Origin of the sequence: Microbacterium sp. CPCC 204701 (assembly GCF_004010105.1) — a bacterium.
Classification (GTDB): Bacteria; Actinomycetota; Actinomycetes; order Actinomycetales; family Microbacteriaceae; genus Microbacterium.
The window spans coordinates 1-23,519 of record NZ_RRYE01000019.1; the positions used below are offsets into that span (position 1 = coordinate 1).

The 23,519-nt window shown below is 70.0% G+C and carries 30 protein-coding genes and 1 pseudogene; 18 read left to right on the forward strand and 13 right to left on the reverse strand.

The features are described from left to right. Together EIO58_RS03095 and EIO58_RS03100 are read right to left on the reverse strand one after the other, a co-directional pair. Window positions 1-189, reverse strand: a pseudogene (locus tag EIO58_RS03095) (DNA-processing protein DprA); the annotation flags it as partial. After that, the gene (locus EIO58_RS03100) at window positions 186-281 is read right to left on the reverse strand and encodes a hypothetical protein (RefSeq protein ID WP_240658541.1); all 96 of its coding nucleotides are present in this window, start codon (window positions 279-281) and stop codon (window positions 186-188) included. The pseudogene EIO58_RS03095 and the gene EIO58_RS03100, both read right to left, overlap by 4 nt. A 29-nt stretch (window positions 282-310) precedes the next feature. Here EIO58_RS03100 and EIO58_RS03105 point away from each other — a divergent pair, with 29 nt between their 5' ends. The 11 genes from EIO58_RS03105 (at window position 311) to EIO58_RS03155 (ending at window position 6,936) form a co-directional block, all read left to right on the forward strand. Beyond that, window positions 311-1,756 (forward strand): recombinase family protein, encoded by a 1,446-nt coding sequence (locus tag EIO58_RS03105; protein ID WP_127818232.1) that lies wholly within the window; start codon window positions 311-313, stop codon window positions 1,754-1,756. Beyond that, the gene (locus EIO58_RS03110) at window positions 1,753-2,292 is read left to right on the forward strand and encodes a MerR family transcriptional regulator (RefSeq protein ID WP_164861511.1); all 540 of its coding nucleotides are present in this window, start codon (window positions 1,753-1,755) and stop codon (window positions 2,290-2,292) included. Before EIO58_RS03105 ends, EIO58_RS03110 begins: the two co-directional genes overlap by 4 nt. Continuing rightward, window positions 2,289-2,654 (forward strand): hypothetical protein, encoded by a 366-nt coding sequence (locus tag EIO58_RS03115; RefSeq protein WP_127818234.1) that lies wholly within the window; start codon window positions 2,289-2,291, stop codon window positions 2,652-2,654. Before EIO58_RS03110 ends, EIO58_RS03115 begins: the two co-directional genes overlap by 4 nt. A 107-nt stretch (window positions 2,655-2,761) precedes the next feature. Continuing rightward, window positions 2,762-3,034, forward strand: a complete 273-nt coding sequence (locus EIO58_RS03120; RefSeq protein WP_127818235.1) for a hypothetical protein — start codon at window positions 2,762-2,764, stop codon at window positions 3,032-3,034. 443 nt (window positions 3,035-3,477) lie between these two features. Further along, entirely contained in the window at window positions 3,478-3,999 is a 522-nt protein-coding gene (locus EIO58_RS03125) for a hypothetical protein (RefSeq protein ID WP_127818236.1), read from the forward strand. Then, window positions 3,996-4,346 carry a hypothetical protein gene (locus EIO58_RS03130; protein ID WP_127818237.1) on the forward strand — a complete coding sequence of 117 codons (351 nt, stop codon included), beginning with the start codon at window positions 3,996-3,998 and terminating at the stop codon, window positions 4,344-4,346. The genes EIO58_RS03125 and EIO58_RS03130 overlap by 4 nt, the downstream gene beginning before the upstream one ends. Before the next feature lie 98 nt (window positions 4,347-4,444). Further along, entirely contained in the window at window positions 4,445-4,723 is a 279-nt protein-coding gene (locus EIO58_RS03135) for a hypothetical protein (protein ID WP_127818238.1), read from the forward strand. After that, window positions 4,720-4,902, forward strand: a complete 183-nt coding sequence (locus EIO58_RS03140) for a hypothetical protein (RefSeq protein ID WP_127818239.1) — start codon at window positions 4,720-4,722, stop codon at window positions 4,900-4,902. Before EIO58_RS03135 ends, EIO58_RS03140 begins: the two co-directional genes overlap by 4 nt. Further along, complete coding sequence (locus EIO58_RS03145) at window positions 4,899-5,753, forward strand: hypothetical protein (RefSeq protein ID WP_127818240.1); 855 nt, start codon at window positions 4,899-4,901, stop codon at window positions 5,751-5,753. Before EIO58_RS03140 ends, EIO58_RS03145 begins: the two co-directional genes overlap by 4 nt. A 173-nt stretch (window positions 5,754-5,926) precedes the next feature. Continuing rightward, window positions 5,927-6,247: an HNH endonuclease gene (locus EIO58_RS03150; RefSeq protein WP_240658542.1), complete on the forward strand. Its 321-nt coding sequence runs from the start codon at window positions 5,927-5,929 to the stop codon at window positions 6,245-6,247. Beyond that, complete coding sequence (locus tag EIO58_RS03155; RefSeq protein WP_127818242.1) at window positions 6,241-6,936, forward strand: hypothetical protein; 696 nt, start codon at window positions 6,241-6,243, stop codon at window positions 6,934-6,936. The genes EIO58_RS03150 and EIO58_RS03155 overlap by 7 nt, the downstream gene beginning before the upstream one ends. A 38-nt stretch (window positions 6,937-6,974) precedes the next feature. Here EIO58_RS03155 and EIO58_RS03160 read toward each other — a convergent pair whose 3' ends face one another. Beyond that, on the reverse strand, window positions 6,975-7,697 hold the full coding sequence (locus tag EIO58_RS03160) for a hypothetical protein (RefSeq protein ID WP_127818243.1): 723 nt from the start codon (window positions 7,695-7,697) through the stop codon (window positions 6,975-6,977). Window positions 7,698-8,146: 449 nt separating this feature from the next. Here EIO58_RS03160 and EIO58_RS03165 point away from each other — a divergent pair, with 449 nt between their 5' ends. Then, the gene (locus EIO58_RS03165; protein WP_127818244.1) at window positions 8,147-8,707 is read left to right on the forward strand and encodes a hypothetical protein; all 561 of its coding nucleotides are present in this window, start codon (window positions 8,147-8,149) and stop codon (window positions 8,705-8,707) included. Between the two features lie 97 nt (window positions 8,708-8,804). On the opposite strand, the gene EIO58_RS03170 is transcribed toward EIO58_RS03165, so the two are convergent. Together EIO58_RS03170 and EIO58_RS03175 are read right to left on the reverse strand one after the other, a co-directional pair. Further along, the gene (locus tag EIO58_RS03170) at window positions 8,805-9,311 is read right to left on the reverse strand and encodes a hypothetical protein (protein WP_127818245.1); all 507 of its coding nucleotides are present in this window, start codon (window positions 9,309-9,311) and stop codon (window positions 8,805-8,807) included. A gap of 11 nt (window positions 9,312-9,322) precedes the next feature. Beyond that, window positions 9,323-9,793 carry a hypothetical protein gene (locus EIO58_RS03175; protein ID WP_127818246.1) on the reverse strand — a complete coding sequence of 157 codons (471 nt, stop codon included), beginning with the start codon at window positions 9,791-9,793 and terminating at the stop codon, window positions 9,323-9,325. A gap of 194 nt (window positions 9,794-9,987) precedes the next feature. Between EIO58_RS03175 and EIO58_RS03180 the strand changes: the two genes are divergently transcribed. After that, complete coding sequence (locus tag EIO58_RS03180) at window positions 9,988-10,620, forward strand: WhiB family transcriptional regulator (RefSeq protein ID WP_127818247.1); 633 nt, start codon at window positions 9,988-9,990, stop codon at window positions 10,618-10,620. Between the two features lie 158 nt (window positions 10,621-10,778). Here EIO58_RS03180 and EIO58_RS03185 read toward each other — a convergent pair whose 3' ends face one another. The 7 genes from EIO58_RS03185 to EIO58_RS03215 all read right to left on the reverse strand — a co-directional run bounded on the left by EIO58_RS03185 (window position 10,779) and on the right by EIO58_RS03215 (window position 15,695). Then, the gene (locus tag EIO58_RS03185; protein WP_127818248.1) at window positions 10,779-12,236 is read right to left on the reverse strand and encodes a YifB family Mg chelatase-like AAA ATPase; all 1,458 of its coding nucleotides are present in this window, start codon (window positions 12,234-12,236) and stop codon (window positions 10,779-10,781) included. Further along, window positions 12,233-12,601 (reverse strand): YraN family protein, encoded by a 369-nt coding sequence (locus tag EIO58_RS03190; protein ID WP_127818249.1) that lies wholly within the window; start codon window positions 12,599-12,601, stop codon window positions 12,233-12,235. The genes EIO58_RS03185 and EIO58_RS03190 overlap by 4 nt, the downstream gene beginning before the upstream one ends. A 121-nt stretch (window positions 12,602-12,722) precedes the next feature. After that, window positions 12,723-13,046: a DUF2469 family protein gene (locus EIO58_RS03195; RefSeq protein WP_127818250.1), complete on the reverse strand. Its 324-nt coding sequence runs from the start codon at window positions 13,044-13,046 to the stop codon at window positions 12,723-12,725. 66 nt (window positions 13,047-13,112) lie between these two features. After that, window positions 13,113-13,772, reverse strand: coding sequence for a ribonuclease HII (locus EIO58_RS03200; RefSeq protein WP_127818251.1), 660 nt, complete (start codon window positions 13,770-13,772; stop codon window positions 13,113-13,115). Next, window positions 13,769-14,551, reverse strand: coding sequence for a signal peptidase I (gene lepB, locus EIO58_RS03205; RefSeq protein ID WP_127818252.1), 783 nt, complete (start codon window positions 14,549-14,551; stop codon window positions 13,769-13,771). Before lepB ends, EIO58_RS03200 begins: the two co-directional genes overlap by 4 nt. 134 nt (window positions 14,552-14,685) lie before the next feature. Continuing rightward, window positions 14,686-15,033 carry a 50S ribosomal protein L19 gene (gene rplS, locus EIO58_RS03210; RefSeq protein WP_127818253.1) on the reverse strand — a complete coding sequence of 116 codons (348 nt, stop codon included), beginning with the start codon at window positions 15,031-15,033 and terminating at the stop codon, window positions 14,686-14,688. A gap of 167 nt (window positions 15,034-15,200) precedes the next feature. Continuing rightward, on the reverse strand, window positions 15,201-15,695 hold the full coding sequence (locus EIO58_RS03215; protein WP_127818254.1) for an MFS transporter permease: 495 nt from the start codon (window positions 15,693-15,695) through the stop codon (window positions 15,201-15,203). Between the two features lie 121 nt (window positions 15,696-15,816). On the opposite strand from EIO58_RS03215, the gene map reads away from it, so the two are divergent. Beyond that, complete coding sequence (gene map, locus EIO58_RS03220; protein WP_127818255.1) at window positions 15,817-16,599, forward strand: type I methionyl aminopeptidase; 783 nt, start codon at window positions 15,817-15,819, stop codon at window positions 16,597-16,599. A 10-nt stretch (window positions 16,600-16,609) separates the two neighbouring features. Here map and glgX read toward each other — a convergent pair whose 3' ends face one another. Further along, window positions 16,610-18,817 (reverse strand): glycogen debranching protein GlgX, encoded by a 2,208-nt coding sequence (gene glgX, locus EIO58_RS03225; RefSeq protein WP_127818256.1) that lies wholly within the window; start codon window positions 18,815-18,817, stop codon window positions 16,610-16,612. Window positions 18,818-19,112: 295 nt separating this feature from the next. Between glgX and nirB the strand changes: the two genes are divergently transcribed. The 4 genes from nirB to EIO58_RS03245 form a co-directional block, all read left to right on the forward strand. Further along, the gene (gene nirB / locus EIO58_RS03230) at window positions 19,113-21,692 is read left to right on the forward strand and encodes a nitrite reductase large subunit NirB (protein WP_127818257.1); all 2,580 of its coding nucleotides are present in this window, start codon (window positions 19,113-19,115) and stop codon (window positions 21,690-21,692) included. Further along, complete coding sequence (gene nirD, locus EIO58_RS03235) at window positions 21,689-22,072, forward strand: nitrite reductase small subunit NirD (protein WP_127818258.1); 384 nt, start codon at window positions 21,689-21,691, stop codon at window positions 22,070-22,072. Before nirB ends, nirD begins: the two co-directional genes overlap by 4 nt. Then, the gene (gene cobA / locus EIO58_RS03240) at window positions 22,069-22,842 is read left to right on the forward strand and encodes a uroporphyrinogen-III C-methyltransferase (protein ID WP_240658543.1); all 774 of its coding nucleotides are present in this window, start codon (window positions 22,069-22,071) and stop codon (window positions 22,840-22,842) included. Before nirD ends, cobA begins: the two co-directional genes overlap by 4 nt. Continuing rightward, the coding region (locus EIO58_RS03245; protein WP_205789104.1) for a uroporphyrinogen-III synthase at window positions 22,839-23,519 on the forward strand (681 nt) is incomplete at its 3' end. The genes cobA and EIO58_RS03245, both read left to right, overlap by 4 nt.

Consider the following 23,519-nt stretch of genomic DNA (forward strand, 5'->3'; position numbering starts at 1 on the left):
GGCAGCGAGGCCGCCTGCGGCGCCGTCGGCGGCCACGACCCGCCCGGCCACCGAGTCACCGGGCTCGACGAGGTGCGACCACACCACCGTCGCGAAGCGGTCCGCGACCGCGGGGTCGTCGTCGCGCGACGGCGCGAACCCTCCGAGCGCAGCCCGGGCAGCCCCCGGCGAGAGGTCGAACTCGATCACAGCGCGATTCCCTTCTTGAGGTAGAGCGCTCGTCCGATGTGGTCCGCGCCGAGCTGGGAGCGACCGTCGAGGTCAGCGAGCGACCACGCCACCCGCAGCACTATGAATTAGCGTTACTGGCATGGCAAGCACATCAAGCTCACGGAGCGGTCCCTCGACCATGAGGGCGGCGATCTACGCGCGCCAGTCGGTCGATGCCGCTGAGGGTATCGACCGCCAGCTCGATCGTTGCCGTTCGCTCATCGCCGCTCGCGGCTGGCAGGCAGGGCCCGAGCTTCTCGACAACGATACGAGCGCATCGAAGGCGCGTGGCCCGCAGACGGCGTGGGCGCGGATGCTCGCCGCGGCGGACTCCTTCGACGTCGTCGTGGCGACGAACCTTGATCGGCTGCTGCGCACGCAGCGCGACCTGACGACGCTGATCGACGCGGGGATCGCGGTGACGACGCTCGAGGGAGAGCTCGACCTGACAAGCGCGTCGGGCGAGATGCAGGCTTCGGTCCTCACAGCCATGGCGCGCTTCGAAGCGCGGCGCAAGGGTGAGCGCCAGGCTCGAGCGAACGAGCAGCGGGCCCGGGCTGGGCGGTGGGTTGGCGGGCGTCGGCCGTTCGGGTTCGAGTCGGACGGCCTCACGGTGCGCGAGTCGGAAGCGGCCGCGGTCCGCGACGGCTACCGGGAGGTGTTGCTGGGCACTCCGCTCGCCGCGATCGCGCGGCGCTGGAACGAGGCCGGGTTCACGACGGGCCAGTCGCGGCAGGCTCGCTCCGGGCACGCTGGGGAGCCTTCGCCGTGGCGGGCCGATGCGGTGCGTGCGGTGCTGCTCAATCCCCGGTACATGGGGCGTGTGCGATACCGGGGCGAGATTCTTCCGGCGCCCGCGGAGTGGCCCGCTCTCGTCGACGAGGCGACTTTCGAGGCGGCGCGCGCCGTGCTGAGCAATGCGGCGCGCCGAACCGGTGGACGCGCCGCGACCCATCTGCTCACCGGGATCGCTGTCTGTGGGGTCGCGGGTTGCGACGCGACCGTGCACGCTGGCGGCAACGCTCGGCGCGGCATACGTGCGTATCGATGCTCTGGCTCGCTAGGTCACATCGCACGGATGGCGGACCCGGTCGAGGAGTACGTCGAGGCCGTCGCGATCGCGCGGCTATCAAAGCCGGATGCCCGGACGCTGCTCATGCGGCGTCCGGAGGTCGACAGCGAGGAGCTGCAGATGACCGCGACCGGGCTGCGCGAACGGCTCGAGGCGCTCGCGGTGGAGTTCGCGGATGGCGCGTTGACGAGTGCCCAGCTCCGCGTGGCGACGGAGCGTATTCGAACCCGGCTGGCTGAGGTTGAACGCTCGCTCGCTGACGCGGGACGCGTCGATGTGCTCGGCGACCTGGTCGAGGCTGCGGATGTCGCAGGGGTCTGGCGTGGCCTGCCGCTATCTCGCCGCCGAGCGGCGATCGCAGCGCTGATGCGCGTGGTTCTCTATCCGCCGGGTCGGGGCACGCGCACGTTCCGTCCCGAGACGGTCGGCATCGAGTGGCTCTCCGACGACGTCGAGACGGTGAGCGCGCGGTGATCGGGGCGCTGGATGATCTGATCCGGATCGGCGAGGCGGCGCGGCTGCTGAATGTGCATCCGCAGACGCTGCGGTATTGGGGGGCGAAGGGCTGGATCACAGCGGGGCGCACTCCCGGCGGTGAGCGTCGTTTCCGTCGTAGCGACGTCCTGCGGCTGATCGAGGCTCCGCCCCCTCTTTACGCCAGGATGCGCGTTGCCGAGGCGCACACGGCCGCTGAACAGGCGCATGTGGTGGACGATTGCCGCCCAGTCATCATGGCGCTAGAGGACTTGCTGGAGGATGATCCGGAGGAGCACGGTGAGGGCGTGATCGTCGGCCTCGTGCGCCGCGCGGATGGCTGGTCGTGCGAGGTCCGCACTCCCAACCAGGGCCCGCTGTTCGCTGTTCCGGTCGAGGCAGACGACGTGGTCGGCGCCCGCGCGGCCGCAGACGCTGCGCTCGAACGCGTCGGCCTACGCACCGTCGGATGGCACGCGCTCGGGCACGGAATGTGGGCCGCCGGTGTCGAGCGGGTCGAGGCGGTGGCAGGATGAGCGAGCCCGAGGAGAACCGCGACTTCCGGCCGGTGGACAGGGTGCAGGTCGACTGTGACGACCACGAGTTCGCGGTTCTCGTCGCCCGCCTCGATCGTCGCGATGGACGCTGGTTCCTGCTGCCATCGTCGCGCGAGCTGCGGCACGCGTCCGTGACAGCGGACCGGCCCGGCGACCCCACCTCGAACCGGTTCACGCTGATCTGTCGCGCGTGTCGGGCCGAGCATCGCGACCAGCCGCTGACGATCCGCGGTGACCGGCTCAGCGCGGTCATCGACGGCATCCCGTACGCGCAGCGGCTGGGGATGTGGAACCCGGGCGGCGATCGGCTGATTGTGTCGAGGTCGATGCTACGTTCGTAGCAAGAGGTCAGGTCGTACCTCTTGCCACCGTCCACGCGGCTTCGTAGCGGGATCCTTGAGCCCCACCCCAGCAGGAGGGGCTAGGTTCCGCGCCCGTGGAGGCATCCGTGGCCACTTCGACCATCTACCAGCAGCGCGCCCGCGTCAGCGCGCTCTCCCGTCACCGTCCCGCCGACGACCCTGAGCTGATTGAGGCGACGCTCAACCTGCGCGAGGCGAAGCTTGAGGAGCACATCCGCCGCGTGGTCGAGGCCGCTCCGCCGCTGACCGCCGCGCAGCGTGACCGGCTCGCGTTGCTCCTGCGCCCGAGCTCGGCGCCCGATCGCGTGCTGCGCCGGCGCGCTGACGTCACGGACCAGCTGTCCGACCTTGAGGGCTGAGCCCCGCCGAGAAAGCGGCGAGCCCTCAAACGGCTGCTGGCGGCGGTCGTGCGTCTGAGGGCTCGCGATGTGAAGGAGCACATCGTGGAGATGAACTTTAACAGGTCCCACCGACCTGAGACCGAATCGCAGGCGAGAACGTGGGCGCGCGTCATGCAGCATGCGCTCGACTTCGGACTCTGCGACGCCTGCGCGGCGCAACTCGCCTGGGCTTGCCAGAACGGGTTCGCGACCGTACACCCGCCGTGTGCGTCGTGCGCGGCCGCCGTGCTACGCCTCCCGGTTCCGAAGCTGAACGGCTGGCGCACCGTCGCAGGGTCGGCCTCCGACCGTCGCGCGTGGGCCGCGTTGAGGCGCGCTCCGGGTCCCGGTGGGGTCGTAGCCCCTGCCGCGGCTGACACGCGGGTCGCTGAGGCGCACACGGCCGGAGAGCAGGTGACCGCATGACGTGGACGCGACTCGACGATTCGTGGACCGACGACGCAAGGCTCGGTGACCTCGACTTCGCCTGCAGGTGGCACTACCTCGCGATGATCCAGTTCTGCTGTCGCAACGGTCGACTCGATGGCGTGATCCGTCACGTCGACGCTCGGCGGGCCTCCGACCATCCCGAACCGGCACGCGCTCTCGCCGAGCTCGCCGCGGCAGGCCTCATCGCGGTCGAGGGCGGTACCTACCGCATTCTCGCGATCGACGAGCACGCGCCTCCCCCGCACATCGTGAAGTCGGCTGAGCAAGCGAAGGTCCGCAAGCGACGTCAGCGCGCTCACCATGCTGGCGATCACGCGCTCTGCCTCCCGGCGAACTGCGATCTGGCTCCCGGTGTCACGGCTGATGTCACGCGTGACACCGGGACGGGACGGGACGGGACGGGACGGGCTGATGACAACGGGGGTTCTCACGAGCGCGCGAATGTGATCGATTGGCCGACCGTGACACCGGGCAGTGCTGGGGTGATCGCGTGAGCGTCGAGCGGACGCGGGAGCAGCGGCTGGCGGTCGAGTGCGCGCGGTGGCGGCGGTCGCTGCGCGAGGAGCAGGCGGGTCACGCGGCGACTCGTGCGGCGCTCGAGGAGGCGAACCGGATGCTGCTGGGTCTGTACCTGCAGGAGCGGCTCGCGGATCCGAGCGACTTCACCGTGCGGGTGCCGCTCGCGCATCTCGTCGATGAGGAGGGCCGGCTGGTGTGGGCGCGGGTCGAGCTGCTCGTCGACGAGCTGCTCGCGGCTCGGCCGCATCTCGGCACGCCGACCGAGCCATTAACGCGGCGACGTCCGGCGTCGGCGCTACAGTGGCTCGGGACGGAGACGTGACGGGCCAGGTGCCGGCGTCACCGGTCACGGAGCCCAGGGGGCAACGCGCGACAGGCCAGGGGCCGGCGCGGCAGTCGATTCGACACCCGGAGGCTTCCATGCCCAAGACCGTCACCCGTCGGAACTTCACCGAGCGGCTCGGACTCCCCGCCAACGCCAGCGACGCGCAGGTCCTGGCCGCCGCGGACGCCCAGCTCGGTCGCCGCAAGGCCTCGCCGACCCCGCTCTTCGCGCAGCGCGCGGCCGAGGATGCCCTGTACGAGCTCGCGTTCGGGGCCGAGGAAGGCCGGACCGCGACCACGTCCGGCGCGGAGGCCACGGCCGTGCAGCTCGCCGATGACGCGCTGTACGAGCTCGCGTTCGGAGGCGACGCGTGAACACCTTCATCCACGGCCACACCCGCTACCAGGTCATCGCGCCGGTCGTCGTCGCGGGGGTCGGTCGCAGCCAGGCGCACTTCAACCGGAACGCGATCCTGCCGCCGACCATCCCGGCCCGGCAGATCGAACACCTGCTCGAGCAGGGCATGATCCGCGAGTTCGGAGGTGCGCGATGACGTCGTGGGATGGGATCTACCGCTTCAAGGGTGCGTGCGAGCGCGTCGGCCTCGAGGCGCCCGCCTCCATCGGCCGCGCGATCGAGCTGCTCGACGCTGCCAAGTCGCACGCCGAACGACAGCCCACCCGGCTGCTCGAGCTATCCGACGACGAAGCGCGCGACGTTGTGACGGACCTCGCGATCCGCAACCACACCGACGGGGACGTGCCCTCTCGTGATCGCCGAGGCATCCGTGCCGGCCTTGACGAGTTCCGCGGCCGGCTGCTCGGCGAAGTCGCGGCTGACATCGTTCCTCGACTGGACGGGATGATCGAGCAGCTTCGGCCGATATTCGACGAGGCGGCGGCACCACTCGTGAGGGCCGCAGGTGAGTACGGATTCACGTACCAGACGACGTCGGACGACGTGATCATGCTCGACGACCCCGGAGCGGTCGACGCGTGGCGCGGAGTCCGTGGCGCGATCGCGGTCCTGGCCCCGTTCGTGCGGTTCCGGATCACCGTGTCAGAGGTCTTCGAGCTCAGCCCCACCCGGGATGAGCAGCGCGAGGCTGCGGAGGAGGACCGTCGACCCATCCTCGGCGACCCGAGCGCAGTGGACTACAGCGTGTGCTTCGCTGACGGCGCGGGCTGGTCGCTCGACGGGACATACTACGTCGAGGGTCGTCGCGACGGTCACATCGACTGGCTGAAGCTCGCCGGCGGCGGTCTGCGCCTCAACACCCCCGAAGAGGTCGCGTCCAAGCTCGCAGAGCGTCACGCGCTTCGCATCCGACGCGGCGCGGTCGCCACCGACCCGTTCGAGCAGGACCTCGTCGCCCAGCTCACGAAGATGCGGGACGGCCGCTAGATGCTCCCTCGGGCACGGCTGCTCGCTCGCCGCTCCTTTCCGGTTGGGGCCGACCGTGTCCATCTCCCGGGCGTCGACGCTGAGCGAGGTCGACCCCACCGCGCGGGGGCTCGCATCGGTCGCGCAGCACCAGCTGTGACGCGAGCCCCCGCCACACTCACTCAGGAGATCTGATGGTTCAACGGACCAACACTCGCCGCATGCACGAGCTGCGCGACGCGTTCTTCCAGGACGGGCTGCGACTCGACGGCGACCCCACCACCCGCGACCTCGCATCCTGCTGGCTCTGCGGCGACCGCATCGACTACATCGCCGCACCCGGCACGACGCCCGACTCCCACAACCTCGACCACTACCACCCCGTGTCCGACTTCCCCGAACTCGCCGAGGACCCCGACAACTTCCGTCACGCGCACGCCTCCTGCAACCAGCACCGCGGCAACCGCGCACCCACGGCCGGCGGCCTCGGCGAACCTATGCCTGTCTGGTGGTGACGCGCGTGGCCGGAGTATCCAGCAGCCGCCCGCGCGCCGAACGAGCGTGCGAGTGGGCCGCGTTCGACGTGTGGCTGCGTGAGTTCAGCGCCGGGCCACGGTCGGACGACGATTTGAGGGAGCTGTTTGCGACATCTGAAGATCAGCTGCTGAAAGCGGCGGCCCTCACGACCAGGTGGACGCGAGGTCATCATCCGCTGCTCGCTGCAGACGCGCGCGCCTGGTGCCGCATGTTCGACGCCGTCGGCTTCATCGCGTACTTCCGCCCTCTGGAGTCTGCGCGGCCCTCATCGCCAGTGCGGGCATTCCGTGCCGCGACACCCGAGTTCGCCGACGGTATGGCATGGTGGGTCGATCGTCGCGCTGCTGAGTTGTACGTCGAGTACCACAGACTCCGTTGGCCAAGCGTCGGGACGCTGTCGATCTACGAACGCACGATTGAACCCGCCGACCTCCTCGGCGTCATGCCCAAGCTGAGCTGGACGACCGAGCTGGCCGTCCGCCCCGTTTGGGTCGCCAACCGGAACCCGTCGATGCCTTCACCGCAGCGGACCGGTACGGAGGAACCGCAGTCACCGACTTGGGCAGGTCCACTGCCCGCCGGCGGGCTGGCCGCTCTCCGCGGCGCCGCCGGCGCACCCGTCACGACCCTCGACCCCGTGACCGGCGCGCCCATCGAGGAACGTTGACGCCTGGCACAGAAGGGCACGGCCGTGGCTCCGCAAGGCTACGTTTCGGAACCACCGAAGAGTGCACTCAGAGCGTCGCGGGGATCCGGCTCGGGCGGCAGCCCGAGATTTTCGCGGATGCTCGCGATCTTGTCGGCGCTCGGCGGGTCGTCCTGCATCGCACACGCGAGTTCGAAGGCCATTATGCGGTCGCCGTGCTCCTTGCGATACTCGGCCAGCAGTACCTCATGACCCAAGCCCATGGCGAGCACGAGAAATAGCGCCTGCATCGTGAGCTTCATCGCGGCACCCGAGATGTAGAGATCGATCGCGGCCTCCACCGCAGGCAGACCCATCGCCCGGAGGTCGCCGTGAGCAGCCGCGCGCATGTAGTCAGTTGTGTCAGGGGCCGCGGCGATCACCGCATCGATCGACACTCGGATGCGTCGTGGGAGGCCGTTCACCAGCGCCTGCAACGACTCGCGGTCGACCTTCGCGTCGAGCCGGTGCGCAAGTCGATTGCGTTCCCGGTTCACCGCTCCTATCGCGCCGGCCAGATCTTCGGGCACGAACCCGAGTGCTCGGCAGATGTTGAGCTTCGACGCGAACGTCTGTCGATCGAGTCGGAGGGCCGACGCATCCACCGCACGCAACTCCAAGATGCGTGTGAGCGCCTGTTCGAGCAGCAGATGCCCTCGGAGGAAGGTCATGCTCGCAAGCAGGCCCGGATCGTCCAGGTGCCTGTTGAACTCGTCGAGGCCGGGTGTCTGCGCCGGCGTCATGGCTCGCGGCTGACCCATGTGTGCGACGATGCCCGCCTTCGCCCACCTTCATCCATCCGTCGTCTCACACCGCAACCGTGGCAGCAGTCACCAGTCGCTCGCAACCGCGCGGCGAGCTGAGCAACCCCGAGGGAGCGGAGCCCGCAAGCGCCGTTCGATCTCCGCAGCGAGCCTGCACACCGCCAGAAATCTACGAACCGGCCCGGGGCGGACCACGCTCCGGGGGCGTGGTCCTCTCTCCCCGGGGTTTCGACCCCCATCGCGCACGCGCGTGAGGCGCTCCCCGGGCACACGCGAACCCGCTGTGATCACCAAACGTGTCCCCGTCGTCTACCGGTCGACGCGCCTCGGTTCCACGTTGACACCGAAACTTGCGCCGGTCCTCCGCTACGCGTCGCTCGTCGACGCTGTACGCCAGCGGGTTGCCCGCGGACCGTAGAGTTCGGGATGTGGAGTGCGCACCGAACACCGTGGCCTGCCAGCTCGACCGCATCGCCGACGCGATGGCTGGATTTGACTGGAACGCGTTCGTCGCCACCCTGATTGCGACCATCGTCGGTGCGCTCGTAGCTGCGTTCATCGGATTGGCCGTCGCCCGGATGGAGCGGCCTCAGCCGTTCTTCCGCGTCGAAACCCGAGGGCTTCCCGTGGGCGATTGGTATATCCGGGACGGAGTCGCCCGCGTGGCCTTCGAGGTAACGAACATTGGGGATGGGCCGGCGTTCAACGTGCGAGTGCGCGCTGACGGAGGACATGGGTCGTCGCGCGCGGCTCGCGTGGCGAAGCTCGAGTCGGGCGAGTCGGTAAAGGCCTGGCTCCCGGTCGAGGCATCCGGAGAGTACTTGCTCAACCAGAACACGGCACAGTACGAGAGCACCCAAGTCATGACTTGGCCCGCCGCTCCAGGTGTTCGGATCCGGTGGCAGCAGCCGCCTCAACGGCACCGGCCCCGATCAATTCGGCTGACGCTGGCGCATCCGGACGCGCCCGACGAGGACACCGAGCTGTGACTCTGCGGACGTGTCGCGTTCCACCGCGGCCGCGCACGACGGGTTCACCTGGTTGGTGCGACGCGTCGTCCCACGCGGCGGCGACGCGCTGTGGGTGTCAGAGCGGATCCGGGAGCGCCCCACCGAGCTTCGCCCAATGGCTGACGAGCTCATCCTGCACGGGTGCCGCGAGTTCCTTTGCCGCGTCGGCCTCCGCCTCCTGCACTGAGCGCTTCAGCGATTCGGCAACGCCGGCGTCCGTCTTTCTGCCCTGCTCCCTCCAGCCGGGCATCATCTGCTCGAGGTACTCGTCGACCATCTTCACCTGGGGGCTTGCGTTGTAGGCGGCGGTTCGGACGGCGTTCTCGTCGGCCAGAATTCGCAGCGTCCCTGGCCGCTGAACCGTGTACACGTGGATGCCGTCGAGGATGATGCCGCCTGTCGCTGCGATTCCGTAACGGAGGGCGACTCGTACGTCATCCTCATTCGCGGAGCGGTCGGAGGGCTCCCACCAGTCGGTCAGCTGCGCGAGGTCCTTGCCATGGGCGCGAGCGAAGTCGAGCACGGTCTGGTCAACGTTCGCGGTCCAGCTGAGCTGGCCGAACGGCTTCACGAAGTAGAGCACGGGCGGTTCTCCTAGTTCCTGTTTCTGCGGGATTCGTGGCGGTCGAACTGTGTCTCGAGCGCTGGCTCATACGCGTCGGCGATGCGTCGGCCCTTGATCTCGCCGTGGCACCATCGGGTGAGCACCAGCGAGAGGGCTTCGACACCGACGGTCGCGAGCGCGACATTCTGCTGGTCACCGATGGACTCGAGCGCGAAGTTGCCGACCTGCTGCAGGTACTTCGCGTCACGGGGCTCGGCGTTCAAGATCAGCTTCTGGAGCGCGATGGCGGCTTCGGAGTGCGTGGCCGAGTAGAGCCGCCAGTCGCCGATGTTGCGCGCCTTGATAAGCCGGATCAACGCGTCGAGCAGTTGGACGGTGTCTGCGCGACGCCGGTCTTCAGCCTCGTCGCGCCGGCGAGCGTGGATGGTCATGAACGGCACGGTTGCTGTTGCGATGGCGCCGAGCGCCGCGCCGGCGAGGGCAGCGAGCGTCGGGTCCACGTGCCTGATCGTATCGGCGGGTTCCGACATCTCCGGGCATGTGCGGCTCACCTAGGCGTGTACGGGATGCGACGGGGGTTCTCCCCTCACCGGCACACGAGATTGCATCTGACGCGCCGCAGATGGCGAGGCAGCCTGCCGCTCCCTCCCCCGTGTGATGCTGGTGGGGCTGCTGGCGGCAGGGATGAGGCGTCGTGGTCGAGGTCGCGGAGGCGGTCTGGCTGGACTACAAGGAGGCAGCGGCACGCGTGCGCAGCTCCGAGGCGATCGTGCGCCGGTGGGCTGCGGCCGGGATGCCGATGGTGTGGGGCGAACGCAACGGGCAGCGCGCTCGGCTCGTCGACGAGCAGGTGCTGCTGACTTGGTGGCGCGAGAAGCTGAAGACGGCACCGGTCGCGTACTACCGTCGCCGGCGTCGCGCCCGCGAGCAAGGACTCCCCGATCCGGAGCCGCCCGCGACGCTCACGAGGCCTCGCCCCGCACCGGTGCCCGATGCGTCATCGGCCGACGCGGAGGACGTGACCGCTCAATCTGAGCGGTCGGTCGACTGGGACTCGATCGCGATGCTCCGGCGCGGAGCCGACGAGTACGCCGTGCTCTCTGCGGCGCTCGAGAAGGTGCGTCCCGCGTGCGATGGACATCCGGGGTTCATCGCCGACCGGATCACGCCCGACGAGGCACGTACGCTCGCCAAGGTGTGCTCGGCGTGCCCGGTCCGCGAGCTCTGCGCCGCGTTCGCCGAGGCGTCGCGGCCGACGGCTGGATTCTGGGCCGGCCGCGTGCGCGGTGTAATTGGTCGCACGTCAGCCGCCCGCGATGCCGGGTAGGTCGTCAGCGCCTCGAGGGCGCTGGGCTGTGTCATAGTGCGTGACCGTGCCGCACGCTGGGCACGTCGCGGCGCCGGTAGCGTCTCGCATGAGCACGCCGCATGCAGGGCATCTGGGTTGCTCAGCTTGCTCGAGGAAGTCCGTCATCGCGTCCATCCTCACATCAGATGAAACCAAGTGTTGCGGACGCGCAGGACCCGGTCGTAGCCGCGGAGAGTCAGGGCTCCGCGATGGAGAGCGGCGTCGAGCGGCCGGCGCACGACCGGCGTCGGTGCCGACGGCCCTTCTCGAAGCCAGGTGCCCGGCACATCGGCGTTCACGTGCCACGGCGTGCCCTCCAGGCGTCGAGCCGCGCAGGCGCGTGCCTCGGCGACCCGCTCGCGTGCCACCGCGGTGGTCGTCACGGGCACCGAGTCCCGCTGCGCGACCGAGACCCGCGACAGCGTGAGCTCGATGTCCATGCGGTCGAGCAGCGGACCGGAGAGCCTCCCCAGGTAACGCCGGATCGCGGCGGGCGGGCACGTGCACGTGCCGCCCCGGATGCCGTAGTCGCCGCACGGGCACGGATTGGTGGCGAGCACCAGCTGGAATCGCGCCGGATACTGCGCGCTCGTCCCAGCGCGGTGGATGGTGATGGATCCCGTCTCGAGCGGCTGACGCAGCGCGTCCAGCGCGCTCGCCTGGAACTCCCCCGCCTCATCGAGGAACAGCACGCCCTCGCTCGCACGCGCGATCGCCCCCGGCCGCAGGACCCGCGATCCGCCGCCGACCAGCGCCGCGACGCTCGCGCTGTGATGCGGCGCCTCGAAGGGGGGCGTGCGCGAGAGCTCGAGCACGCGCGCGCCCGACAGGCTGCGGATCGAGGCACTGACCAGCGCCGCCTGATCGTCGAGGGCCGGCAGGATGCCGGGCAGCCGGCTCGCCAGCATGGTCTTGCCGGCACCGGGAGGACCGCACATCAGCAGATGGTGTCCGCCGGCCGCAGCCACGATGAGGGCTTCGACGGCTTCTCGCTGACCGATGACATCGGAGAGATCGAGCGCTCCGGCGGGCGGCGCTTCTCCGTCGGCCAGCGCGACCGGCACGTCGTCGGGGACGTCGACGTCGCCGCCGTGCCAGGCGATGACCTGCGCCAGATTGGCCGCGGCCAGCACCTCGATCCCGTCGACGAGCGCCGCCTCCGGACCGTTGGCGTGCGGCACCACCACGCGGCGGTGCCCCGCCCGACGCGCCGCCACGACGGCGGGGAGGATGCCGGGGATCGGGCGCAGCCGTCCGTCGAGCCCGAGCTCGCCGAGGTGCACCGTGCCCGCCACGGACGCGGCATCCATCCTGGATTCGGTCGCCAGCGACGCGATCGCGATGCCCACGTCGAAGCCCGAGCCCTGCTTCGGCAGGCTCGCCGGGGAGAGGTTCACAGTGAGCCGTCGGCGCGGCAGCGGCGTCGAACTGTTGGCGCACGCGTTGTGCACCCGCTGCACCGCCTCGGCGAGCGCCTTGTCGGGCAGGCCGATGATGCGGAACTCGGGAGTCTGATTCGACAGGTCTGCCTCGACCTCGACGCACTCGCCTTCGGCGCCGACGAGGGCGACCGCCCACGTGCGCGCGACGCTCACGGCACCTCCACGTCGACGAGGTGCTCCAGAAGCGCGGTGCCGGGATCTCGTCCGGTCAAGCCGACGGCGTCGATCCGCAGCCGCCTCCCCTGTATGAGCTCGCGATGCCCGGCGGCCCACGCCGCGGCGAGGCGCCAGAGCCGGGCGCGCTTGCGCGCGTCGATCGCCTCGAACGGATGCCCGTAGGCCTCGTCCCGCCTCGTCTTGACCTCGACGACGACCACCGACGCCGAGTCGGCGACGACCAGATCGATCTCACCGTCGCGGCATCGCCAGTTGCGCGCGAGCACCGTGAACCCGAGGCGCTCGAAGTACCTTGCCGCACGATCCTCGCCCGCACGCCCCAACACGTCTTTGTCTGCCATCCCGGCATCGTCGCGCGCGAGCGTACGCGCGCGGACGCCGGGTCGCGGCATCCGTTCAGAACTGCGTCGGCGACGCCGGAACGACCGTTCTGTGGAGGAGGCGCCGAGTGCGCCTGCTCGCTCAGGTGTCGAGCGAGAGCTCCTCGGGCAGGTGGAAGTCGCGGCGCGAGAGCTCTTCGACGTTGACGTCCTTGAAAGTGAGCACGCGCACGGCCTTGACGAAGCGGTCGGCGCGGTAGATGTCCCACACCCAGACGTCGGACATCGAGATCTCGAAGTAGAAGTCGTGCTCGGTGTCGCGGCGCACGACGTTCACCTCGTTGGCGAGGTAGAACCGGCGCTCGGTCTCGATCACGTATTGGAACTGCGAGACGACGTCGCGGTACTCGCGGTACAGAGCGAGCTCGAGCTCACGGTCGTAGTCTTCGAACACGTCGTCGTCCATGGTGCTTCCATCCTACGGGCGCGAGCGGATGCCGAGACCAGCGCGTCTTCGGGTCCCCGTGCCGCGTCAGAACAGCGTCGGAGCGTCGGCGATCGACCACGACGCGCGGTGGTGCCGGCTGATGCCGTGCTCGCGGATCGCCTCACGGTGGTCGGGGCTCGCATACCCCTTGTTGCGCGCCCAGTTGTAGGTGGGCAGCTCGTCGTGGAGCTCGGTCATCAGCCGGTCGCGCGCGACCTTCGCGATGACGGATGCCGCGGATGCCGACGCGCAGTCGCGATCGGCCTTGATGATCGGACGGACGTTGAGCCCCCAAGCGCCGGCGGGCGTGATGTAGTCGTAGTTGCCGTCGAGGATGACGATCGCCTCCTCGGGGATCACGCCGTGCGCCCGCAGATCGGCGAGCGCCCGCAGTGACGCCAGGCCGAGCGCGCGGATGATGCCGATCTCGTCGATCTCGGCGGAGCTCGCCCATCCCACGGCGCTCGCGGCGACCCAGGACGCCGCACGCGAGGCGACATCGGCCCTTTTGGGCTCGGGCACGAGCTTGGAGTCGCGCAGCCCGGCGGGGACGCGCTTGCGCGAGCGCGGGGCGTCGATGACGGCCGCCCCGACGGCCACGGGCCCGGCGAGGGCTCCTCGCCCGACCTCGTCGCACGCGATGACGAGCGCGTGCTCACGCAGGAGTCGACGCTCGAGCGTGAGCTTCGGCTCCGCGACGGTCACGGCGACGCGTCCTGCGGCTCGGGTGCGGGGACGCTGCCGAAGACCTCGTGATGGAAGTCGAGCATCCCGAAGCGGTCGAGAGGCCATGTGACGAGGAAGGCGCGCCCGACGACGTTGTCGAGTGGCACGAAGCCCTTCCCCGGCTGGTCGGTGTTGTACCGCGAGTCCTTCGAGCGATAGCGGTTGTCGCCGAGCACCCAGAGGCTGCCGTCGGGCACGACGACGTCGAAGGGCGCGCCGGATGCCGCGGCATCGGCCGACGGGACCTCGATGTAGTCGCTCTCGTCGACGGGCACGCCGTTGACCGTGATCTGGCCGGCGGCGTTGCAGCAGACGACATGGTCGCCCGGCAGCCCGATGATGCGCTTGACGAGGTGATCGTCGCTGTCGGGAGCGGCGAGGCCGACGAGCGAGAGCACCCACTCGCCCGCTTCCACGATCGGCGGGCGCGCGGGCTCCGTGCTCGGCGGAAGCCACCCGCCCGGGTCCTGGAACACGACGATGTCGCCGCGCTCGTAGCCTCCGAACCGGGGAGTGATCTCGTCGACGAGGATGCGGTCGTCGATGAGGAGCGTGTCCTCCATCGACCCCGACGGGATGTAGAACGAGCGCACCAGGAACGTCTTGACGAGGAACGACACGACGACCGCGATGAGGATGATGACGATGACATCGCGCAGGAACACCACCCACCCGCGTTTGCGGGGCTGGATCGTGGCCTCGCCCCCGGACCGGGGAACGGGCGCCGACTCGGCGGGGGCCGACTTCTCGGTCGTCATGCGGGATCCTTCGCGGGCCGGCCGGCGGTCGGCGGACCTGTCTTCAAGGGTCGCACATTCCGGGCGGTCCCGAGAACGACGAAGCCCCGGACCGTCGGGGTCCGGGGCTTCGGGAGAACGGCTGCGCGAGCGCGTCAGCTGTCGCGCTTCTCCTTGATCTTGGCCTTCTTGCCACGGAGGTTGCGCAGGTAATAGAGCTTCGCACGGCGCACGTCGCCGCGAGTGACGACCTCGATGTGGTCGATCACCGGCGAGTGCACCGGGAAGGTGCGCTCGACGCCGACCTGGAAGCTGATCTTGCGGACCGTGAAGGTCTCGCGCACACCGTCGCCGGAGCGGCCCAGCACGACGCCCTGGAATACCTGGATGCGCGAGCGGTTGCCCTCGGTGATGTTGACGTGCACCTTGACGGTGTCACCGGGACCGAAGTCGGGGATGTCGGAGCGGAGCGAAGCCGCGTCGACGGCGTCGAGGATCTGCATGATCGTCTCTCTCTGCGGCCGCCACAGGTCGACCGCGGGAATGTGTGTTCAGGGATGGTGTGCCGAAGGCCTTCGGCGTGACGCCGTACAGCGGGTTCCCCTGAGGCAGAACCGGTCAGGGCACAAACGCCCATTCTGCCATGGATGGCGCACCCGGCCAAAACGCGTCAGCTCGCGGGCGGCGAGTGCCTCTCGGTGACGACGATGACGTCCTGGTCGGCAGCCCGGCCGCTCTGTGCCGGAGGCGGGATGTACGCGACGCCGTCCGTCGACTGCAGTACGAAGCGCGAGGGGCGGGCCTCGCTCCACAGCTGCCACAGCTCCAGCCAGAACAGGCCCACACCGGCGAGGATCGCAAGCACCATGACCGGCGCCCACCACGCCTCGGCGAAGAATCCGAGCGAGATGACGAGCACGTGCCACACCGTGAAGCCGAGGACGTCCCACCACGACACCGCGCGATGCGCCCGCACCGTGCCGCGAGCGCGTACCAGCAGGGTCAGCAGCAGCTGCCACAGGAACACACCCGGGATCGCGAGGAAGAGCACCCACAGGAACGCCCAGCCGCCGGCATTGAAGATCGCCCAGCCGACGAGGAGCCACAGGGGCAGGACGAACGCGGCCGGGAGGAGCCAGCCGAAGAACGCACGACGCAGCCACATGCCTTCGATGCTACGCCGTGCCGTCCGTGCGCGGACCGGTTCCGCGTGCGGCGCGGAGCATGTTCACAGCCGAGCGACGGATGGTCCGACAGAATGGATCCGGACGAGAGGAATCCTTCACATGATCGAGTTGCGCACACCTGCCGAGATCGAGGCGATGAAGCCCGCCGGGCGTTTCGTGGCCGAGACGCTCGCGACGCTGCGCGACGAGACCAGGGTCGGCACGAATCTTCTCGCCATCGACCGTCGCGCGCACGACCTCATCCGCCGCGCCGGCGCCGAGTCGTGCTACATCGACTACCACCCGTCGTTCGGTGCCCGCCCGTTCGGCAAGGTCCTGTGCACGTCGATCAACGACGCCGTGCTGCACGGGCTGCCGTTCGACTACGCCCTGCGCGACGGCGACCTGGTCTCGCTGGACTTCGCGGCCTCGATCGACGGGTGGGTCGCGGACTCCGCCGTCTCGTTCGTCGTCGGCACGCAGCGCGATGCGGACCTCGCCCTCATCGAGACCACCGAGCGCGCGCTCGACGCCGCGATCGCCGCGGCCACGGCGGGCAACCGCATCGGCGACATCTCGGCCGCCATCGCCACCATCGCCCACGGCGCCGGCTACTCCATCAACACCGACTTCGGGGGCCACGGCGTCGGCCGCGTCATGCACGGCGACCCGCACGTGCCGAACGACGGCAAGGCCGGGCGAGGGTATCCGCTGCGGGCGGGACTCGTGATCGCGCTCGAGCCATGGTTCCTCCAGACGACCGACCAGCTGGTGACCGACCCCGACGGCTGGACCCTGCGCTCGGCCGACGGCTCGCGCGGGGCCCACTCCGAGCACACCGTCGCCATCACGGAGTCCGGGCCGATCGTGCTGACCGATCGCTCCTGGCTGGGCGTCGATTGATCCGCCTCCGCTACAGGCCCTGCGCCTCCGCTCGCGGTGCGTGCGCGGGCTCCGGCTCGGTCGCCAGCGCGGCCAGCGACGCCGCCACCGAGTGATCGATCTCCCGTGCGACGCGCGGGTGCTCGCTGAGGACGAGGAGAGACTTCGCGGCGAGTCTCACCATGTCGCCGGGTCGCACGAGCTGGGAGTCGGCGCGCTCCCCCGCCGTGTCGATCACGACCTCCCAGTCCGGGCTCGATTCGACCTCCGGGATGTGGAAGTCGATGATGTCGTCGCCGGCGTTGAACAGCACGATGAAGTGGCGGTCGCGGATCTCGTCGCCGCGACGGTCGCGCTCTCGGATGCCGGCACCGTTGAGGAACACCCCGATCGCCCTGCCGAAGCCGGAATCCCAGTCCTCGGGCTGCATGAGCGAGCCATCGGGACGAAGCCAGGCGATGTCAGGCAGCGGAGCGCCGCTGTCGCGGCGCACCGGCCTCCCGTCGAAGAACCGCCGGCGCCGGAACGTCGGGTGGTCGCGGCGGAGCCTGGCCAGCGCGGCCGTGAACTCGAGCAGCGGCCGGTCCGCGGCATCCCAGTCCATCCAGGTCGTCTCGTTGTCCTGCGCGTAGCCGTTGTTGTTGCCATGCTGCGTCCGGCCGATCTCGTCGCCGTGCAGCAGCATCGGCACGCCCTGCGACAGCAGCAGCGTCGCGATGAAGTTGCGCTGCTGACGCGCCCGCAGCGTGAGCACCGCCGAGTCGTCCGTGGGCCCTTCGACGCCGAAGTTGCTCGAGCGGTTGTCGTCGGCGCCGTCGCGCCCCTCTTCGCCGTTGGCCTCGTTGTGCTTCTGGCTGTACGACACCAGATCCCGCAGCGTGAACCCGTCGTGGGCGGTGACGAAATTGACGGATGCCACGGGCCGGCGTCCCGAGTGCTCGTAGAGGTCCGCCGAGCCCGTGAGCCGGGATGCGAACTCCCCGAGGGCCTGCGGCTCGCCGCGCCAGAAGTCGCGCACGGTGTCGCGGTACTGCCCGTTCCACTCCGTCCACTGCGGCGGGAAGTTGCCGACCTGGTATCCGCCGGGGCCGACGTCCCACGGCTCGGCGATGAGCTTGACCTGCGAGACCACCGGGTCCTGCTGCACCAGCTCGAAGAACGCCGACAGCCGGTCGACGTCGTAGAACTCGCGCGCGAGCGCGGATGCGAGGTCGAAGCGAAATCCGTCGACGTGCATGTCGAGCACCCAGTAGCGCAGCGAGTCCATGATCAGCTGCAGGGAGTGCGGGTTGCTGACGTTGAGGCTGTTGCCGGTGCCCGTGTAGTCGGTGTAGTACCGCTTGTCGTCGACTTCGAGCTTGTAGTACGCGGCGTTGTCGATGCCGCGCATCGACAGGGTCGGGCCGAGGTGGTTGCCCTCGGCCGTGTGGTTGTACACCACATCGAGGATGACCTCGATGCCGGCCGCGTGCAGAGCCCGCACCATGCCCTTGAACTCCTGCACCTGCTGTCCGCGGTCGCCTGCAGCCGAGTACCGGTTGTGCGGGGCGAAGAACGAGACCGTGTTGTAGCCCCAGTAGTTCGACAGCCCCTTCTCCTGGAGGACGGCGTCGTCGACGAACTGGTGCACGGGCATGAGCTCGATCGCGGTCACGCCGAGCTTGGTGAGATGGTCGACGATCGCGGGATGCGCGAGGGCGCTGTAGGTGCCGCGCATCTCATCGGGAATCGCGGGATGCCGCTGCGTGAGCCCGCGCACGTGAGCCTCGTAGATGAGGGTCTCGGAGTAGGGGGTGCCGAGGCGGCGGTCGCCGGCCCAGTCGAAGTACGGGTTGACCACGACGCCCTTCATCATGGCGGCGGCGGAGTCATCGTCGTTGCGGGAGTCCGGGTCGCCGAAGTCGTACCCGTAGACGGACTGCCCCCACTGCACGGCGCCTTCCACGGCCTTCGCGTACGGATCCAGCAGCAGCTTGGAGGGATTGAACCTCTGCCCGTTCGCCGGGTCGTACGGGCCGTGCACGCGATAGCCGTAGCGCTGACCGGGCTGCACGCCGGGCAGGTACACGTGCCACACGTACGCGTCGACCTCGGCGAGATCCAGACGCGTCTCCGCTCCGCGTTCTCCGAACAGGCACAGCTCGACGCGGTCGGCGCCCTCACTGAACAGCGCGAAGTTCGTGCCGCTCCCGTCGAACGTCGCTCCGAGCGGATACGCCGATCCCGGCCACGTCTGCATCGCCGACCCCCGTCCTGTCCTGGCATCACCCTAACGGGACGGATGCCCCGAGTCCCCGGCATCCGTCCCTCACAACCACGGCCCTCCCGGTGTGAGCGAAACGTTCGCTCGGGGTAACCGGACGCGATGCGGGGGTGAAACACCGCGCTCATAGCGTCGCACCCACCGAGAGACCTCTCGCGGATCAGGAGGAGTCATGACGCACCGCGGCAGCGCCGAAACCCGGCAGAGCAGTGTCAACAGCCCGAAACACGGCGCTGATGCCCCGGCAACATCCCCCGCGTACGGTGACGGCATGAGCATCACCCCCGCCCTCGGCACGCACGTCGTGGTCGTGGGCGCGGGAATGGTGGCACATCGCTTCGTCGAGAGCCTGCTGAGCCGTGCCGGAGATCAGTGGCGCGTCACGCTCATCGGCGAGGAGGACCGGCATCCGTACGACCGCGTGGGACTCACCGGGTACTTCGGCGGGGTCTCCCCCGACGACCTCACCCTCGAGCGAGGCGTGCTCGAGGACGACCGCGTGCGGTTCCTGCAGGGCGACGCCGTGACGCGCATCGACCGATCGGCGCGGCGTGTCACGACCAAGAGCGGCGTCAGCGTCGCGTACGACCGCCTCGTGCTCGCCACCGGATCGTACGCCGCTCGTCTCGCAGTCGACGGCTTCGGGCTCGAGGGCTGCTTCGTGTACCGGACGCTCGACGACGTCGAGAAGCTCCGGGACTTCGTGCGCCGCCGCTCGTCGGAACTCGGCCGCCCGATCACCGGCACCGTGATCGGCGGCGGGCTCCTGGGACTCGAGGCGGCCGGGGCGCTCCGGGGCCTCGACGTGGACTGCACCGTCGTGCAGTCCTCCGACAGGCTCATGTCGGCGCAGCTGGACCTGCCCGCGGGGAATGCCTTGCGCCGCCTCATCGAGTCGCGCGGCATCAACGTCAGGACCGAGACCGTCACGACACGGCTCGACCCCGACGGCACCGGACAGGTGACCGGGCTGGAGTTCCGCGACGGCGGCTACGAGCGCACCGACGTCGTCGTCTTCACCGTCGGCGTGCGGCCGCGCGACGAGCTCGCGCGGTCCGCCGAGCTCGACGTGCACGAGCGCGGCGGGGTGCTGATCGACTCGGGCTGCCAGACGTCGGATCCGCGGATCCTCGCGATCGGCGAGGTCGCCAACTACGACGGGACGTGCGTGGGTCTGGTCGCGCCCGGCTATGCGATGGCGGAGGTCGCGGCGACTCGGCTGCTCGGGGGCGAGGCATCATTCCCCGGCTACGACCTGTCGACCAAGCTCAAGCTGTCGGGCGTCGCAGTGGCGAGCTTCGGCGATGCGTTCGCCGAGACGCCCGGTGCCCTCGACGTCACCTACGCCGACCCGGTCGCGGGCGTCTACAAGAAGCTCGTGCTGTCGGACGACGCCACGACGCTGCTCGGCGGCATCCTGATCGGCGACGCGTCGGCGTACGGATCGCTGCGCCCGCTCGTCGGCGGCGCGCTCGGCGGCGACCCGGCCGCATACCTCATGCCCGAGGGCGGCGTCGCGGCGCCGACCGGCGACCTACCCGACGATGTCCTGGTGTGCTCGTGCAACAGCGTCACCGCCGGAAGGATCCGCGACGCCGTGCACGAGGAGGGGTGCACCGACGTCGCCGGCATCAAGGCATGCACCAAGGCCGGCGCGGCCTGCGGCTCGTGCGTGATGATGGTGAAGAGAATCGTGGGCACCGAGCTCGCGAAGTCGGGGGCGTCCCTGAGCAACGCGCTGTGCGAGCACTTCGACATGTCGCGACGGCAGCTGTTCGACGCCGTCCGGGTCTCGGGGCTCACCACTTTCAGCGCGGTGATCGGGCGCTTCGGCACCGGCCGCGGGTGCGACATCTGCAAGCCCACGCTCGCGAGCATCCTCTCGACCCTGGTGCGCGGCCATGTGCTCGACGGCGAGAACGCCGCGCTGCAGGACACCAACGACCACGTGATGGCGAACCTGCAGAAGGACGGCAGCTATTCGGTCGTCCCGCGCATCCCCGGCGGCGAGATCACTCCCGAGGGACTGCTCGTGATCGGCCAGGTCGCGAAGGACTTCGGCCTGTACACGAAGATCACCGGGGGCCAGCGGATCGACCTGTTCGGCGCGCGCCTCGAGCAGCTGCCCGCCATCTGGAAGCGCCTTGTCGACGCCGGCTTCGAGTCGGGGCACGCGTACGGCAAGTCCCTGCGCACCGTGAAGTCGTGCGTCGGGTCGACGTGGTGCCGCTACGGCGTGCAGGACTCGGTCGGCATGGCGGTTCGCCTCGAGCTGCGCTACCGAGGACTGCGGTCGCCCCACAAGCTGAAGCTGGGCGTCTCGGGCTGCGCCCGCGAGTGCGCCGAGGCGCGCGGAAAGGATGTCGGCGTCATCGCGACCGAGGCGGGCTGGAACCTGTACGTCGGGGGCAACGGCGGCTTCACGCCGCGGCACGCGGTGCTGCTGGCCGAGGGCCTCGGCGACGACGAGCTGCTGACGGCCATCGACCGCTTCCTGATGTACTACATCTTCACGGCCGACCGGCTGCAGCGCACGGCGCCGTGGCTCGAAGACCTGGACGGCGGCATCGACGGGCTCCGCGCCGTCGTCTTCGACGACGGCCTCGGCATCTGCGCCGACCTCGACGCCGCGATGGCGGCGCACCTGGACTCCTACGAGGACGAGTGGAAGGCGACCCTCGAGGACCCCGAGAAGCTGCACCGGTTCGCGTCGTTCGTCAACGCCCCGACGACCCCCGATCCCTCGCTCGCCTACACCGCCGAGCGCGGGCAGCCCCGACCCGCAACCGAGGAGGAGCGCGCCGCGTCGGGCGTGCTCATCGCCGGAACCACCCTGGAGGTGCGCCGATGACGATCGCCGATCCGCAGACGGCCGAGTACGTCGTCCCCGACGGCTGGGTGCGCGTGTGCGCCCTGAACGACCTGGAAGTCGAGCGCGGCCGCGCCGCCCTCCTCGGCGGGACGCAGATCGCGCTCTTCCTGCTCGACACGGGGCGGGTGCACGCCGTGTCGAACTTCGACCCGTACAGCCGCGCGAACGTCATCTCGCGAGGGATCGTCGGGACGAGGCAGGATGCGCCGACCGTGGCGTCGCCGATGTACAAGCAGGTGTTCGACCTGCGGACGGGCGCCTGCCTCGACACGCAGGGCAAGGAGCCCGCGTCGCTGCACGTGTGGCCGGTGACGGTAGACGACGGGCACGTTCTGGTGCGATGGGAGGTCGACGCGTGAGCGCGGTCGTCGCCGGCCGTGTCGACCTCGTGGGCGGCGGCCCCGGTCCCGTCGACCTCATGACCCTGCGCGCCTGGCGCCTGCTCATGCGCGCGGACGTGGTGGTGATGGACCGCCTCGGTCCCGACATCCGCCCGCACCTCTCACCGGATGTCGAGGTGATCGACGTCGGCAAGCTGCCCGGACACCATCCGGTGCCGCAGGACGAGATCAATGCGCTGCTCGTCGATCGCGCGCGCCGGGGCAAGCGCGTCGTCCGTCTCAAGGGCGGCGATCCGTTCGTGTTCGGCCGCGGCGGCGAGGAGGTCGTCGCGTGCGCTGCGGCCGGCATCCCCGTCGACGTCGTGCCGGGGGTCACCAGCGCCGTCGCGGTGCCGGAGGCCGCCGGCATCCCGGTGACCCATCGCCGCGTCGCGTCGGCCGTCCACATCGTGAACGGACAGTCCGAGCTGACGGCGGCCACGCTGGCGGCTCTCGGCGATCCCGACGTCACGACCGTCGTGCTCATGGGGGTCGGCGCGCTCCCCCGCCTCGTCTCGGATGCGCTCCACGCCGGCGTGCCCGCCGACCGTCCTGTGGCGATCGTCGAGCGCGGCCACCACCCCGACCAGCGCACGACGCGCACGACGCTGGCCGCCGTGGTGCTCGAAGCCGGCCGCATCGGGGTGCGCAATCCCGCCGTGATCGTCGTGGGCGACGTCGCGCGCGCGGGCATGCTCCTCCCCGATCTGCTCGCGTCCGACGCCCCGATCGGCGGCGTGCTGCGGTGAACGAGTCCTCCCGTCCTGCCGATTCCGGGGATCCGCCGCGCGCGCAGCTCTCCGCGGCGCTCGACGGCTGCACCATCGTCATCGCCGTGGACCGCCGCTCGCTCGAGCTGGCGGCGGCGCTCGAGCGTCACGGAGCACAGGTGCGCCACGCCCCGGCGCTCACGATCGTGCCTCACATCGACGACGACGCGCTCGTCGCCGCGACGCGTGAGCTCATCGCCCGCCCGCCAGAGGTGGTCGTGGCCACCACGGGCGTCGGCTTCCGCGGGTGGATGGAGGCCGCCGACGAGGCGGGACTCCTGGACGACCTCCACGCGGCCCTGTCGCGGGCCCAGATCGTCGCCCGCGGCCCGAAGGCTCGCGGGGCGATCCAGCAGGCGGGGCTCACGGCGGACTGGGTGGCCGAATCCGAGACGTCGGCCGAGCTCGGCGAGTACCTGCTCGCCGAAGGCCTGCACGGCCGGCGTGTCGCGGTGCAGCACCACGGGTCCGGCGCCGACGGACTGGACGAGATCTTCCAGGGGGCAGGCGCGGACGTGGTGAGCCTGACTGTCTACCGCTGGGGACCGCCGCCCGATCCAGCGGTGGTCTCGCGCTCGGTAGCCGCCACCGCGCACGGCGAAGTGGACGCGGTGCTCTTCACCTCTGCCCCCGGAGCCTCGGAATGGGTCGCAGCC

What these genes read in the sequence shown, in the direction of transcription:
- nirD (WP_127818258.1), top strand. Translation starts at nt 21,689, where the DNA reads ATGACGATCGCCGATCCGCAGACGGCCGAGTACGTCGTCCCCGACGGC.
- EIO58_RS03215 (WP_127818254.1), bottom strand. Translation starts at nt 15,695, where the DNA reads ATGTGGCTGCGTCGTGCGTTCTTCGGCTGGCTCCTCCCGGCCGCGTTC.
- glgX (WP_127818256.1), bottom strand. Translation starts at nt 18,817, where the DNA reads ATGCAGACGTGGCCGGGATCGGCGTATCCGCTCGGAGCGACGTTCGAC.
- nirB (WP_127818257.1), top strand. Translation starts at nt 19,113, where the DNA reads ATGAGCATCACCCCCGCCCTCGGCACGCACGTCGTGGTCGTGGGCGCG.
- EIO58_RS03190 (WP_127818249.1), bottom strand. Translation starts at nt 12,601, where the DNA reads ATGGCAGACAAAGACGTGTTGGGGCGTGCGGGCGAGGATCGTGCGGCA.
- EIO58_RS03195 (WP_127818250.1), bottom strand. Translation starts at nt 13,046, where the DNA reads ATGGACGACGACGTGTTCGAAGACTACGACCGTGAGCTCGAGCTCGCT.
- EIO58_RS03125 (WP_127818236.1), top strand. Translation starts at nt 3,478, where the DNA reads ATGACGTGGACGCGACTCGACGATTCGTGGACCGACGACGCAAGGCTC.
- EIO58_RS03115 (WP_127818234.1), top strand. Translation starts at nt 2,289, where the DNA reads ATGAGCGAGCCCGAGGAGAACCGCGACTTCCGGCCGGTGGACAGGGTG.
- lepB (WP_127818252.1), bottom strand. Translation starts at nt 14,551, where the DNA reads ATGACGACCGAGAAGTCGGCCCCCGCCGAGTCGGCGCCCGTTCCCCGG.
- EIO58_RS03135 (WP_127818238.1), top strand. Translation starts at nt 4,445, where the DNA reads ATGCCCAAGACCGTCACCCGTCGGAACTTCACCGAGCGGCTCGGACTC.
- EIO58_RS03105 (WP_127818232.1), top strand. Translation starts at nt 311, where the DNA reads ATGGCAAGCACATCAAGCTCACGGAGCGGTCCCTCGACCATGAGGGCG.
- EIO58_RS03150 (WP_240658542.1), top strand. Translation starts at nt 5,927, where the DNA reads ATGGTTCAACGGACCAACACTCGCCGCATGCACGAGCTGCGCGACGCG.
- map (WP_127818255.1), top strand. Translation starts at nt 15,817, where the DNA reads ATGATCGAGTTGCGCACACCTGCCGAGATCGAGGCGATGAAGCCCGCC.
- EIO58_RS03160 (WP_127818243.1), bottom strand. Translation starts at nt 7,697, where the DNA reads ATGACGCCGGCGCAGACACCCGGCCTCGACGAGTTCAACAGGCACCTG.
- rplS (WP_127818253.1), bottom strand. Translation starts at nt 15,033, where the DNA reads ATGCAGATCCTCGACGCCGTCGACGCGGCTTCGCTCCGCTCCGACATC.
- EIO58_RS03145 (WP_127818240.1), top strand. Translation starts at nt 4,899, where the DNA reads ATGACGTCGTGGGATGGGATCTACCGCTTCAAGGGTGCGTGCGAGCGC.